The 14,089-nt window shown below is 65.3% G+C and carries 8 protein-coding genes; 3 read left to right on the top strand and 5 right to left on the bottom strand.

Annotated features, from left to right (window positions below; translation table 11 throughout):
- The first annotated feature begins 236 nt into the window (after nt 1-236).
- Nucleotides 237-1,202, top strand: coding sequence for a hypothetical protein (locus ACZI8R_RS15075; RefSeq protein ID WP_463380444.1), 966 nt, complete (start codon nt 237-239; stop codon nt 1,200-1,202).
- A gap of 44 nt (nt 1,203-1,246) precedes the next feature.
- On the opposite strand, the gene ACZI8R_RS15070 is transcribed toward ACZI8R_RS15075, so the two are convergent.
- The 4 genes from ACZI8R_RS15070 to ACZI8R_RS15055 form a co-directional block, all read right to left on the bottom strand.
- The gene (locus tag ACZI8R_RS15070; protein ID WP_463380443.1) at nt 1,247-5,032 is read right to left on the bottom strand and encodes a multifunctional oxoglutarate decarboxylase/oxoglutarate dehydrogenase thiamine pyrophosphate-binding subunit/dihydrolipoyllysine-residue succinyltransferase subunit; all 3,786 of its coding nucleotides are present in this window, start codon (nt 5,030-5,032) and stop codon (nt 1,247-1,249) included.
- A 108-nt stretch (nt 5,033-5,140) separates the two neighbouring features.
- Nucleotides 5,141-8,992: an ABC transporter ATP-binding protein gene (locus ACZI8R_RS15065; RefSeq protein ID WP_463380442.1), complete on the bottom strand. Its 3,852-nt coding sequence runs from the start codon at nt 8,990-8,992 to the stop codon at nt 5,141-5,143.
- An 89-nt stretch (nt 8,993-9,081) separates the two neighbouring features.
- Complete coding sequence (locus tag ACZI8R_RS15060) at nt 9,082-9,852, bottom strand: ABC transporter permease (RefSeq protein ID WP_463380441.1); 771 nt, start codon at nt 9,850-9,852, stop codon at nt 9,082-9,084.
- Complete coding sequence (locus ACZI8R_RS15055) at nt 9,849-10,901, bottom strand: ABC transporter ATP-binding protein (RefSeq protein ID WP_463380440.1); 1,053 nt, start codon at nt 10,899-10,901, stop codon at nt 9,849-9,851. The genes ACZI8R_RS15060 and ACZI8R_RS15055 overlap by 4 nt, the downstream gene beginning before the upstream one ends.
- A 160-nt stretch (nt 10,902-11,061) precedes the next feature.
- Here ACZI8R_RS15055 and ACZI8R_RS15050 point away from each other — a divergent pair, with 160 nt between their 5' ends.
- Nucleotides 11,062-12,447, top strand: a complete 1,386-nt coding sequence (locus ACZI8R_RS15050) for a glutamate decarboxylase (RefSeq protein WP_463380439.1) — start codon at nt 11,062-11,064, stop codon at nt 12,445-12,447.
- On the opposite strand, the gene ACZI8R_RS15045 is transcribed toward ACZI8R_RS15050, so the two are convergent.
- Nucleotides 12,441-13,178 (bottom strand): hypothetical protein, encoded by a 738-nt coding sequence (locus ACZI8R_RS15045; protein WP_463380438.1) that lies wholly within the window; start codon nt 13,176-13,178, stop codon nt 12,441-12,443. The genes ACZI8R_RS15050 and ACZI8R_RS15045 overlap by 7 nt on opposite strands.
- 79 nt (nt 13,179-13,257) lie before the next feature.
- On the opposite strand from ACZI8R_RS15045, the gene ACZI8R_RS15040 reads away from it, so the two are divergent.
- Nucleotides 13,258-14,088: a helix-turn-helix domain-containing protein gene (locus ACZI8R_RS15040; RefSeq protein ID WP_463380458.1), complete on the top strand. Its 831-nt coding sequence runs from the start codon at nt 13,258-13,260 to the stop codon at nt 14,086-14,088.
- The last annotated feature ends 1 nt before the right edge of the window (nt 14,089 follow it).

Here is a 14,089-nt window from a genome sequence, read left to right as displayed (position 1 = left end):
ACACCGGAATCGACCATGGCGAAGAAACTATCGCGCGCCTCGTCCAGCTTCGACGCACATCCCGTCATCGCACATCACCCACACCTGATCAGGAGCCGTGGTGCATCGACCGGTTGACCCCGCCTCACGCGAACCGGTGTGACATTGGTCAGGGGTGGAAGTGATACCTGAGCGCTAGTTCTCTCGGGTACCGCGGGGTGACGCGGCGAAGTGTGCTCCGTTCATAGCGTCGGTGCATGGCCGCGACTCGCATGACCACCACACGACAGTTCCCGCTGGCCGTAATGGTCGGTGTCATGGCCGTCCTTGCGGTGTTCTGCGCCGGCGCCATGATCGTGGACGACCGCACCCTTCTCGGCGTCTCGGTATGGCTGAAACCGTTCAAGTTCGCGGTGTCGTTCGCGATCTTCGGTGCGACCCTCGCATGGATGCTGCGTCGTCCGCACAAGGGGAGTCGATGGACGAGCGTGATGGGGACCGTCGTCGCGATCACCGGGATTCTCGATGTCGGGTTCATCGCAGTGCAGGCGGCGCGTGGCACGTTCAGTCATTTCAACACGGCAGAAGATTCCGTCAACTCGATCGGGCAAACGGTGTTCTCTTTCGCGGTCCCCGGACTCTTCTTCGCAAACGTGGTGATAGCACTGATCCTGCTCTTCCAGGGTGTCGGCGATCGGCCGCTGACCCGTGCCATCCATGCGGGGCTGGTGTTCGCCATCGTGGGCATGATGCTCGGATACTCGATGGGATACAACGGGAGTCGAGTGGTCCGGGATGCCGAAGGCCGCGACATGGAACTCATGTCGGGCCACACCATCGGCGCGAGTGACGCCGATCCAGGTCTGCCGCTGACCAACTGGAGTACGACCGGCGGCGACATGCGAATCCCGCACTTCGTGGGACTGCACGGAATGCAGGCGATGCTGCTCGTGGTGTTCGTGCTCGAAGCGCTTGCCGCGAGGCATGTCCGGTTGCGTTCGGAGAAGGTACGAACCGCGCTCACCACCATCGCAGCACTCGGGTACGCGGGGGTGCTCGGTCTGTCGACCTGGCAGGCCCTGCGCGGTGAGCCCTTGTCGAGCCCGAGCCTGCTGACCGTGTCGGCCTTCGCGTCGATCGTTGTCGTCGCTGCGACCACGTCGACGGTGGTGTTTCGCCGCCGCCCCGAAACGACGAATGTCACACCGGTTCGCGTGAGCTGAACCTGTGTGACATTCGTCGTCGAAGGGGAGGGGTCTTCAGCCGATCAGCCGAAGGCCTCGTCGATGATCTCCTGCTGCTCGACGGCGTGAACCTTGCTCGAACCCGAGGACGGTGCGGACATCGAGCGGCGCGAAGCCCTCTTGATGCCGGCCAACTTGTCCGGAAGGAGTTCGGGCAGTGCCAGACCGAAGAACGGCCATGCGCCCTGGTTTGCAGGCTCTTCCTGAACCCACCGGAACTCGGTGGCGTTCGGGTAGCGGTCCAGCGTCTCGCGCAGACGACGGCTCGGGACCGGGTAGAGCTGCTCGATGCGCACGATCGCGATGTCGTCGCGCTCGTCCTTCTGCTTCTTGGCGAGCAGTTCCCAGTACAGCTTGCCGCTGACCAGCAGGACGCGCTGCACCTTCTCGCGCGAACCTTCGCCCGCCTCGAACGTGGGCTCTTCGAACACCGAACGGAACTTGCCGGTGGTGAAGTCCTGCACGTCCGACACGGCTGCCTTGTTGCGCAGCATCGACTTCGGGGTGAAGACGACGAGCGGACGACGGATTCCGTCCCGCGAGTGGCGCCGCAGCAGGTGGAAGTAACTCGCCGGGGTGGACGGAACCGCCACGGTCATCGAACCTTCCGCACACAGCTGAAGGAAGCGCTCGATACGACCGGAGGTGTGGTCCGGACCCTGTCCCTCGTGTCCGTGGGGGAGCAGCAGCACGACGTCGGAGAGCTGGCCCCACTTCGCCTCACCCGACGAGATGAACTCGTCGATGATGGACTGAGCGCCGTTCACGAAGTCACCGAACTGTGCTTCCCACAGGACCAGAGCGTCCGGGTTGCCGACCGAGTAGCCGTACTCGAAACCGACCGCGGCGAACTCGCTGAGGGCGGAGTCGTAAGCCAGGAACTTGCCCGGCTTACCGCCCTCTACCTGCGAGCTCAGATTCTGCAGCGGTGTGTACTCGGCGCCCGACTTACGGTCGATGAGTACCGAATGGCGCTGCGTGAAGGTGCCACGCCGCGAGTCCTGGCCGGAGAGGCGCACCATCGTGCCCTCCTCGACGAGAGAACCGAACGCGAGGAGCTCGGCGAAAGCCCAGTCGATCTTGCCCTCACGGGACATCTCACGACGCTTCTCGACGACCGGCTTCACACGCGGGTGAATGCTGAAGCCCTCTGGCACGTTCGCGAACGCGTCACCGATGCGGTGTAGCACCGACTCGTCGACCGCGGTGGTCAGCTTGGTCGGCAGCGGCTGGTCCAACTCGACCGACTCGCTGGGCTCCGGTGTGTACTTCTCGAGCTCGCGAACCTCGTTGAACACGCGCTCGAGCTGGCCCTGGTAGTCGCGGAGTGCGTCTTCTGCTTCCTTGAGCGAGATGTCGCCACGACCGATGAGGGATTCCGTGTAGCTCTTGCGGACGCTGCGCTTGGTGTCGATCACGTCGTACATCGCCGGCTGGGTCATCGAGGGGTCGTCGCCCTCGTTGTGACCGCGACGGCGGTAGCAGATCATGTCGATGACGACGTCCTTCTGGAACTTCTCACGGAAGTCGACGGCCAGCTGTGCGACCCACACACAAGCCTCGGGGTCGTCACCGTTGACGTGGAAGATCGGCGCGCCGATCATCTTCGCCACGTCGGTGCAGTATTCGGACGAGCGTGAATGCTCGGGTGCGGTGGTGAAGCCGACCTGGTTGTTCACGACGATGTGGACGGTGCCGCCGGTGCGGTAACCGCGGAGCAGCGCGAGGTTGAGCGTCTCGGCGACGACACCCTGTCCGGCGAACGCGGCGTCACCGTGCAGCATCAGCGGCAGGACGGTGAATCCGTCCTCGCCCTTGTCGAGGATGTCCTGCTTCGCACGGACGAGACCCTCGAGCACCGGGTCGACCGCCTCGAGGTGGGACGGGTTGGCGGTGAGGGAGACGGTGATGTCGTTGTCACCGAACATCTGGATGTAAGTGCCCTCGGCGCCGAGGTGGTACTTCACGTCGCCGGAGCCGTGAGCGGCCGCCGGGTTCATGTTGCCCTCGAACTCGGTGAAGATCTTCGAGTACGGCTTGCCCACGATGTTCGCGAGAACGTTGAGGCGGCCGCGGTGCGGCATACCGATGACGACCTCGTCGAGTGCGTGCTCGGCGGACTGGTCGATGACGGCATCCATCATCGGGATGACCGACTCGGAGCCCTCGAGCGAGAACCGCTTCTGACCGACGTACTTGGTCTGCAGGAACGTCTCGAACGCCTCGGCCGCGTTGAGCTTGCTCAGGATGTACTTCTGCTGGGCAACGGTCGGCTTGACGTGGTGCGACTCCACCCGATCCTGCAGCCATTGCTGCTGCTCCGGCTCGAGGATGTGGGTGTACTCGACGCCCACGTGGCGACAGTACGCATCGCGCAGGACGCTGAGAACGTCCCGCAGCTTCATCTTCTCTTCGCCGTGGAAGCCGCCGACCTTGAACTCGCGATCGAGATCCCACAGCGTCAGATCGTGCGTGGTGACATCCAGATCCGGGTGGGACCGGAACTTGTCCTTCACGAACTGCAACGGATCCGTGTCGGCCATGAGGTGGCCGCGGTTGCGGTAGGCGGCGATCAGCTCGAGAACGCGCGTGCTCTTGTCGACCGCGCCCTCGGGAACATCCTTGCGCCAGCGGACCGGCTCGTAAGGGATGTGCAGCGCGTGGAAGACCTCGTCGTAGAACTCGTCGCTGATGAGCAGGTTGTGAATGGTCTTCAGGAACTCGCCCGACTCCGCGCCCTGAATGATGCGGTGGTCGTACGTCGACGTCAGCGTCATGAGCTTGCCGACGCCCATCTCTGCGATGCGCTCGTCGCTCGCGCCCTGGAACTCGGCGGGGTACTCCATCGCGCCGGCACCGATGATGGCGCCCTGGCCCTTCATCAGACGCGGAACGGAATGCACCGTGCCGATACCGCCCGGGTTGGTGAGCGAGATGGTCACTCCGGCGAAGTCGTCGCCCGTGAGCTTGCCGTCACGTGCACGGCGAACGATGTCCTCGTACGCGCTGTAGAACTGCGTGAACGTGTGCGACTCGGTGTTCTTGATCGCGGCGACGACGAGGGAACGCTGGCCGTTCTTTCCGGCGAGGTCGATCGCCAGACCCAGGTTGGTGTGGGCCGGGGTGATCGCGTTGGGCTTGCCGTCGATCTCCTCGAAATGGTTGTTCATGTTCGGGTAGGCCTTGACGGCCTGAACGATGGCGTAACCGAGCAGGTGCGTGAACGAAATCTTGCCACCACGGGTACGAGCAAGGTGGTTGTTGATGACGATCCGGTTGTCGAACATCAGCTTGGCGGGGATCGCCCGCACACTGGTGGCCGTGGGGATGGTCAACGAGGCGTTCATGTTCTTTGCGACGGCAGCAGCGGCTCCGCGCAGAACCTTCGACTCGTCCTGAGCCGGTGCGTCGGCCTTGGGTGCGTCGGCCTTCTTCGCCTCCGGCTTCGAGGCGGGCTTCGCAGGCGCGGATTTCGGCGTCGCGGCAGGAGCGGCCGCCTTGCTTTCCGGCGCGGAGGCGGCGGCCTTGGGTGGGGCTGTCTTCGGTGCCGGAGCAGAGGAGGCGGCTTGGGACGATTGCCCGTTGGACTGGGATCCGTTCGAGGTACTCGCGGTGGAGGTGGAGCCTCGACCGTTGGTCGCACCCTTGTCGCCGTTGGATGCCTCGGTGGTTCCTGTATCAGGGGTGTAGTCGGTCAGAAACTCGTGCCAACTGGCGTCCACGGACGACGGGTCGTCCTGGAAGCGCTGGTACATTTCGTCGACCAACCACTGATTTTGTCCGAACTGGGATGTAGAGCTGCTGCTCACGGCAGTTTTTCGCCTCGTTTCTATTTCGGTACCCGATCAGAGCGCCTATGTACATGAGACCAGTCCCGTGTGTGACGAGCAACGTTCGGCACACAGGTGTGATTCGCCTCACGGCCATTCGATGGGGTCACCATCGATGACGGTTCTCGCCCCCGGATTATTCCCTGTCGCGGCTCGGGATGCACCCCACAGTCTCGAATAGTGGCCTCCGGCGTGTCGGAGGGCGGCATGTGTGCCTGATTCGACTATGCGTCCCTCGTCCACGACCACCACGAGATCGGCCCGCGCGGCGGTGGCGAGGCGGTGCGCCACGATGACCGAAGTGCGCCTCGTGGTGACTCGTCTACCTGCGTCGAGAACCGCCCTCTCCGTTGCGGGATCGAGAGTTGCGGTCGCCTCGTCGAGCAGCAACAGATCGGGCTCGACCAGTTCTGCTCGCGCGAGTGCGACGAGCTGACGTTGCCCGGCAGACAACCCCTGGCCGCGTTCGCCGACAGGGTGACGCATCCCACCTCGCAGACCAGCGATCGAGTGGAGGGCCCCCACCGCGTTGGCGGCTCGCTCGATGTCCGCCCGGTCGGCCGACGGGCGCCCGTAAGCGATGTTCTCGGCGACGGTTCCCGTGAACAGATGCGCTTCCTGGGGCACCACCCCGAGGCGGCCGCGATACCGGGACAGGGCGAAGTGCCGAATGTCGACGTCGTCCACTCGGACCGCGCCGGTCGTGGGGTCGTAGAAGCGGGCGAGCAGCTTCACGATGGTGGACTTGCCGGCGCCGGTGCGGCCGACGAGGGCCACCGAGCTGCCCGGCGGTATGTGCAGGTCGATGTCGTCGAGAGCGGATCGCTGCGCTCCGGCGTATCGGAAACCGACGGCGTCGAAATGAACCTCGCCGCGCAGTCGGCCTTCGATCGGCACTTCGTCGGCGCTGTGGGCCGCCTCGATCGAGGTGGGTGTGCGCAGTAGATCACCGATACGGCGCAGGCCGACGGAAGCCTGCTGGTATCCGTCGAAAACCTGTGACAACTGTTGGATAGGTCCGAACAGCAGTCCCAGGTACAGCACGAAGGCCACGAGGACACCCGCGCTGGTGTGCCCGTTCGCCACCTGCCGCGCGCCGACGAACACCACGGCGGCCAGTGCCAGATCCGACAGGAACGCGATGAACGGGAAGTACAGCGAGATGGCCCGCTGTGAACGCATCCGGCTGCGGAGGTAGCTCTCGGCGCGTTCGGTGAACCGCCTGGCCGCATACTCCTCCCTGCGGTACGCCTGGGCTGCGCGCAGACCCGCGATGTTCTCCTGGAAGTCGGCGTTGACGAGCGAGATTCGTTCGCGCGAGACGGTGTACGCGACCGAGGACACTTTTCTGAACACCAGGGTCGCTACGACCAGTGGCGGGATGACCGCGAGTGCGACCACCGCGAGCGTCGGGTCGGTGACGAGCAGGGCGATGGAAATTCCCAACAACGTCAGGACACTCACGACGGCAGTGGACATCCCGGTTTGGATGAACGTCGACAGTGCGTCGACGTCGGTGGTCATGCGGGTCATGATTCGGCCGGACAGTTCGCGCTCGTAGTAGTCGAGCCCCAACCGCTGCAGGTGGGCATAGCTGCGAACCCGAAGACCGAACAGGACCCGCTCGCCGGTTCGCGCGGTGAGCACCGTCATGACGGCGACGACGAGCCAGTCCGCGACGACGAGGGCGACACCGCCGATCGCGGCCACCCACAGCGTCGAGGAGTTCTCGGGGACGACGCCGTGGTCGATGGCGTATCGGACGATCGAGGGGAACGCGATGGCGGCGAGGGCGTCGAGTGCGAGACACACGATCACCGTCGCGAGCAGCAGACGGACCGGTCGCAGGATTCGTGCGAGTCCGAAACGAGGTTCGGGGGTGCGCAGTGCTGCGGAGTCTCCTGCTGGCGTTTCGGTCGCGGGAGGCAGTTCGCGGACCGCTGCCGCGAGTTCGGGAGTTGCCGCGACCGAGCCCAGCGCACCGCTCATCGGGCCGCCCTTCCCGGTTCCGGAACCGGAGCCGCCGGCCGTGCGTTCGAGGACCTCGTCGCCCGTCGCCCCGGACACGTCGAACGTCTCGGGCCACAAATCGGCTTCGGGCACACTGCTCGGTTCGGCCTCGGGCACACTCGGCTCCACCGCGGGCACGGCCTCGTCGCCGGACGCGAACAGTTCCCGAAAGAGCGGGCAGCGATCATCGAGTTCGTCGACGGTGCCCACGTCGACGATGCGTCCACCGTCGAGCACGGCGACGCGGTCGGCGAGCGACAGAGTGGACCTTCGGTGGGCGAGTATCAGCGTGGTCCGGCGACGGTCCGCGCGTAAGGCATCGAAGATCGCGGCCTCGGTCGTGGCGTCGACAGCAGACGTGGCGTCGTCGAGTACGAGCACTCGCGGGTCGGTGAGAAGGGCGCGAGCCAGCGCGATTCTCTGCCGCTGTCCGCCCGAGAGCGTGAGGCCGCGCTCACCGACCACGGTGTCGTATCCGTCGGCGAGTGCGGAGACGAATTCGTCGGCCTGCGCCATGCGTGCTGCCGCCCGGATTTCTTCGGCGGTGGCGTCGGGCCGACCGAGGGCGATGTTCGCGGCGACCGAGTCGGAGAAAAGAAACGGCTCGTCGAACACGAGCGAGACGGCGCCGCGCAGTTCACCGGCGCGGATCTCGGCGACGTCGACGGTCTCGCCGCGACCGACGATCGAGACGGAGCCTGCGTCGGGTGCGTAGAAGCGGGGGAGCAGCAGTGAGAGTGCCGTCTTGCCCGATCCGGACGGGCCGACGACGGCGACGGTTTCACACGGCGCGATCTGCAGGTCCAACCCACGCAGAACATCACGATCATGGTCGAACCCGAAGGTAACCGATTGCAGCTCGACGCCGAGTGGCCCTTCGGGAACCGAGACGGGGTGCGGCGGATCGTCGACGTCGGGCTCGGTATCGATGACGTCGTAGACGCGCTCGACCGCTGCACGCGACAACTGAGCGAGCACCACGATCGAGGAGAGCTGACGGGTGAGTGCCGCCATCGCCGTGACGTAGGTGGCGAAGGCGAGGAAGGTGCCGACCGTGATCGACCCGTGCATGGTCAGGAGGCCGCCGAGCACGATGATGCCGACGAGCCCGAGCTGCGGAAATGCTGCGATGGTCGGTGCGAAGCGTGAGTTGATCCGGGCGGACCGGAGACGGTGCGCATACAGCGTGCGGCTGTGCTGCTCGAGCTGGTCGACCGCCCGTTCCTCCTGACCGAAGCCTTTGACGACTCGGACTCCGGTGACCGTTTCCTCGACGTGCTGGGCGAGATCGGCGGCGCTCTGCTGGGCCGCCCACGTGGCCGCGAACAGTTTGGGTCGCATGGTCGACACCACGTAGGCGACGGCAGGAGCGACGACGAGTGCCACGAGGGTGAGCAGTGGAGACAGCCACACCATGATCGTGAGGGCCAGAACGAACTGGAGCAGCGACCCGATCGACATCGGCACCATGGCAAGCAGACCCTGCACCAGCTGCAGGTCGGTGATGGATCGTGACACCACCTGTCCGGTGCGGATGCGGTCCTGTTTGCGGCCGTCGAGACGCTGCAGTGACCCCAGCAGACGAAGCCGAAGATCGTGTTGCACGTCGAGAGACAGCCGACCGGACAACATTCGTCGTCCGTACTGGCACCCGAATCTGACAGCGGCCAGAAGAGCGATGAGCCCCGCGACGACCGCGACGGTGTGTCCAGGGTCGCCGGCACCGGCAGCGTCCACCGCGACTTTGGTGAGCAGGGGGAAGGTGATGTCGATGACCGCGGCTATCACCGTGACGCTCAAGGCGCCCACGACCAGCCGTCGATGCGTCCAGCATTCGCGGGTCAGACGGCGAATCCAACCCGGGCCCGCGCCCGGGGCCGGATCAAGGGCCGGGGCGCCCGTTTCCGGCGTCGCAGTCTGCTGAGTCATCGAGTTCCACGTTAGACTCGCACCCCGACAGCGGAGATGTCAGTGCACCCGCACAGGGGACCTGTCAGTGCACCCACACAGGGGACCTGTCAGTGCACGTCGCGTTGCCTGGTCAGTGCCCACCCCGCCGCACAGATCACCAGCGCCCACACGACCATCGCGACGACACCGGTGGTGAACGACGGCAGCGATTCCACAGGGTCGGGGTTTCCCGCATTCACGATCGATCCGGTCGTTGCGGAGACCGGCAGGATCCGGGCGAGACCGTCCGCCCCGATTGCGCCGAGCAGGAGACGCAGGACGAATTCGACGATCGTGTACCACGCGAGGAGACCGAAGGCTGCGCTCGTGGCGGACCGCGTCAGCATCGCCAGCCCGCTTCCGATCAACGACCAGGCGAGTGCGGCCACCAGTGCCGCACCCAATCTGGCGAAGAGTGCGGCATTCACGTGGAAGTCGTCGCCCCCGAATGCCAGGAGAACCGGGAGTACCGCGACTTCGACGACGAGACAGAGGGCTACGCCGAAAGCTGCGTCGACCGCGATCTTCGCCCCGATCACCACATCGCGTCGCTGTGTGGTGACGAAGCTGGTGGCCAGGGTTCGGTGACGGAACTCGGACCCGAAGTTCAGCGCGCCGAACAGTCCCGAGAACAGGATTGCGAGTGCGAGTGGCGCAGCCAATGCAGTGAGGGTGGCGTAGGGATCGTTTCCGGTCGTGTCCTCGGTGTGGAACATTCGCATGAGGGGCAGGGCGACCGCTGCGGCGAACATGCCGATGACGACCGGGACCAGTGCCACGGCCCACCATTCGCGAAGGCCGACCACCTTGCGGTACTCGGAGCGTAAGGAATCGATCACCGGACGTCTCCCTGCCATTGCCGGGGCGGATGGCCGGGTGGCGGCTGGATGTGTGCGTTGGGTGCCTGCCCTTGCCACCGCGCAGGGGGAACGCCGTAACCAGCGGGGGCGGCCGTGCTCGCGCCCGGCACGAACTGGCCGGACGAGATCTGCCGGTACAACTGTTCGAGGTCGCCTCGGTCTTCGAACACTGCGTACAGGCCGACACCTGTGGCTGCGGCGATGCGCTCCACGGTCGTGACGGTCGCCCCCACGACGGCGATCCGTCCGTCTGCGAGCGATCGGGTGTCGACGACACTGCCGGCCGCGAGTGCGGTCGCGAGCGCCGCAGGATCGGAGCAGGCGACCAGGAGACGGTCCTGCTGTGCGCGACGCAGATGGTCGATGTGGCCCTGGAATGCGAGTTGGCCGTTGCCGAGGATCACGACGTGATCCACGAGGTGTTCCACGTCGTGCAGATTCGTGGCGGCGAGCAGGACTGTGCCGCCGCCGGCCGCGAATTCTTCGAGAAAGTTTCGTAGCCAGGTGACTTCCGCGGGATCCATGCCTTCGGTCGGTTCGTCGAGGACGAGGATGTGTGGAGTGCCGAGGAGAGCGGTGGCGAGCGCGAGTCGTCGGCGCATGCCCGGATCGAGTCGGTCGGCGGGGTGCGCGGCGACGTCGGACAGTCCTACCGTCGCAAGCACCTGGTCGGCTCGGACGTCCGGAACCCCGGCAGCAGCCGTGTGTACGAGCAGGTGAGCCCGCGCGGTTCGTTGCGGGTGCAGGGCCGCGGGGCCGAGATCCGCGCCGATGGTTCGAGCGGGTCGTCCGAGATGCGCGAACGGTAGGCCGTCCACGGCGGTGTCACCGGAAGTGGGTTTGACGAGGCCGAGAACCATGCGAAGAACGGATGACTTCCCGGAGCCCGGGTGGCCGAGCAGTCCTGTGATCGACCCTCGCCGCACGGTGAAGCTCAGGTCCGTGACCGCCTGCACGTCCTTGTAGTTCTTCGACACGTCGTTCACCGCGATGGGCGGCGCGAGAATGCCGGGACCCGCTGCAGTCAATGCGTGCCCTCCCTGGCCGATATCGAACGTGCTCGCCGAACGGGACGGCGCGCGTGGAAACGCTGCCGACACTACTTCACCCGACCCGGGGACACAGCGGTGCACGGCGGGGCATGCTGGGAGTACTCGCCATGCTGGGTGTACTCGATTGGGGCAACTCATGAGCCGGAAACATCACAAGACTTCGAACGCGTATCTGACGCCGGCGTACACGGGCCGTATGTCCGTGGAGCCGTTTCCGGCGCTGCGCCTACCCGAGGACGAAACCGATCCGGAGGCCGCGTATCGGTTCATCCACGACGAGCTGATGCTCGACGGTAGTTCGCGTCTGAACCTTGCCACGTTCGTGACCACGTGGATGGATCCGCAGGCGGACAAGCTGATGGCGGAGACGTTCGACAAGAACATGATCGACAAGGACGAGTATCCGGCGACTGCGGCGATCGAGTCGCGGTGTGTCGCGATGGTGGCAGATCTCTTCCACGCACCGGGCCTGTCGGACACGGACGCGTCGAGTGCGACGGGCGTGTCGACGATCGGCTCGAGTGAGGCCGTGATGTTGGCCGGGTTGGCGATGAAGTGGCGCTGGCGCTCGGCGCGCGAGGCAGCGGGCGCCGACACGAGCCGTCCGAATCTGGTGCTGGGCAGCAATGTTCAAGTGGTGTGGGAGAAGTTCTGTCGCTACTTCGACGTGGAGGCGAAGTACCTGCCGATGGAGCCGGGTCGCTATGTGATCACCCCCGAGCAGGTACGTGAAGCGGTGGACGGGAACACGATCGGTGTGGTCGCCATCGCCGGAACCACCTACACGGGCGAGATCGAAGCGGTCGAGGAGATTGCCGAAACACTCGATCGTCTGTCCGAATCGGGTGGCCCGGACGTGCCGATGCACGTCGATGCCGCAAGCGGGGGCTTCGTGCTTCCGTTTCTGCACCCGAACCTGAAATGGGACTTCAGAGTTCCGCGGGTTGTCTCGATCAACGTCAGTGGCCACAAGTACGGGCTCACCTATCCGGGCATCGGGTTCGTGGTGTGGCGCGCCGCGGAGTACCTGCCGGAGGACTTGGTGTTTCGGGTCAACTACCTCGGTGGCGACATGCCGACATTCACCCTGAACTTCTCGCGTCCGGGAAATCAGGTCGTGGGCCAGTACTACAACTTCCTGCGGCTCGGTCGAACCGGCTACCGAGCAATCATGGAGGCGTTGCGTGACACCGCAGTTCGGGTGAGCGAACGGTTGTCGAAACTCGAGGCCGTTCGAGTGATCACCGACGGCAGTGTCATCCCGGTGGTCACGTTCGAGCTCGACGGGGACCCTGGGTTCACCGTGTTCGACGTATCGCACGAACTACGCGCACGCGGATGGCAGGTGCCCGCGTACACGATGCCCGCGGACGCGGAGAGTGTTGCCGTTCTTCGGATCGTCGTTCGGGAGGGATTCAGCGCGGACCTGGGTCGCGAGCTGAGCGAGGCGATCGAAACGGTGTGCGGAGAACTACGGCAGAAGGGCGGCGGCTTCGCCAGCGCCGAACATTTCGCTCACTGAGGCGCGATCCGGCCAAGCTCTGCGCGAGCTGTGTCGTCGTCCTCCATATCGATCACCATCGGGAAGCGGGCAGGAGGGGCACCGAACGCCTGCTTGGCGTTCTTGATGACGCCCTTGCCGATCGCCCGGTTGCCGGCCCCGCCGATCGCGGCGCCGATACCGGCCGGCACGAGTTTGCCGAGGACAAGTGCACTGCGCTTCGCCGCGTACTTCGTGATCCACTTGCGAACAAGAGAGCTGTTGACGCCGCGCATGGTTGTCCCCGGAAGGCGCGACGTGATCGCCGTGCTCCAGTTCTTGGCGGTCAGTCCGGTTGCCTTCTGAACGATCTCCATCCCGGATTCCCCGAGGGCAACCGAGAGGACGAGCGCACGGCGCTGCTGATGGTCGGCGGGGGAGATGCCGTGCACGCTTGCCACTGCGAGGGTCAGCAAAGCGGACGCCTCGAGAAAGAACGCCGATTCGGCGCCGACCGCGGCAAGTGACGCGATCGTGCCGACGCCCGGGATCGTGGCCGTGGCGCCGACGGCACCGCCGCTGCCGGTCACCGCTGTCAGGAACATCTTCTCCATGCGTTCGATGATCTGCGCGGGTGACTCGTCGGGGTGCGCCCGCCGGACGCGATCTACGTACTTCGCGACTGCGGGGGCCTGAAGACGGCTGCCGTTGTCCAGAACCGAAACGAGGATCTTCTCGATTCGGCCGTCGGGTGCCTGCGCGTTGTCGGCCATCGATGCTCCCATCGGGTTGTGCGTGCGACGTCGACTCTATGCGAACTTCCGATTCCACCTTGTCGTACTCACGCCTAGTGTGGTGTGTGTGCCGAGTTTCGACGGCGTCCACCGCACGCCACCACCTGCGTTGAGTCGATTCGTACACTGTTACGACGGTTATTGCATGTCCGGATTCGACGCGGGGGTTCATGCCGGTCTGCCTTCGCCGTACCTCACGCTGGTGTTGACGATGGATCGGCCATTGACGGTGCTCGGCTCGGGGACGAGTGCGAGCTACTCCGCGTTGGCCAGCGGCATCTCCATGGAACCGGTCGCCCTTCCGCACGACGGCCGGCAACGCGGCATTCAGATCTCGCTGACTCCGTTGGGAGCGCGCACTCTCCTGGGGCTGCCGACTGCCGAACTCGGCGATCATATCGTCGAACTGCGCGATGTCATCGGCAGCGATGCGAGCGAACTGCAGGAGAAGATCGCCGAGGTACCGACTTGGTCGGAACGGTTCGCGGTGTGCGACGAGGTGTTCCGGCGGCGTATCGCCGAAGCGGAGCCGAACCCGGATGTTCTGCACGGCTGGCACCGGCTCGTGGCCGACGGCACGGCCAGAGTGGCCGACGTGGCCGGGGAGATCGGTTGGAGCAGGCGGCATCTGGTGACCAGATTCCGGAGCGAATTCGGTCTGACGCCCAAAGATGCAGTGCGACTCGGCAGGTTCCATCGGTCGCACCAGTATCTGCGCCGGGACCGAATTCCCCCGCTGTCCGATGTTGCCGATCTGTGCGGATACTACGACCAGGCGCACATGGCCAGAGACTGGCGCGACCTTGCGGGAATGCCGCCGTCCGAGTGGCGACGTTCGGAGAACTTCTCATTCGTCCAAGACAGGCCGGCGCACGACGACGCACAGTGAT

This window comes from Rhodococcus huquni, assembly GCF_055231055.1.
The sequence above is the reverse complement of the archived record's forward strand: the minus strand, read 5'-3'. Positions and strand labels throughout refer to the sequence as shown.

Excerpts from the sequence above, each read along its gene's own strand:
- ACZI8R_RS15075 (WP_463380444.1), top strand. The coding sequence starts at position 237 with ATGGCCGCGACTCGCATGACCACCACACGACAGTTCCCGCTGGCCGTA.
- ACZI8R_RS15065 (WP_463380442.1), bottom strand. The coding sequence starts at position 8,992 with ATGACTCAGCAGACTGCGACGCCGGAAACGGGCGCCCCGGCCCTTGAT.
- ACZI8R_RS15050 (WP_463380439.1), top strand. The coding sequence starts at position 11,062 with ATGAGCCGGAAACATCACAAGACTTCGAACGCGTATCTGACGCCGGCG.
- ACZI8R_RS15045 (WP_463380438.1), bottom strand. The coding sequence starts at position 13,178 with ATGGCCGACAACGCGCAGGCACCCGACGGCCGAATCGAGAAGATCCTC.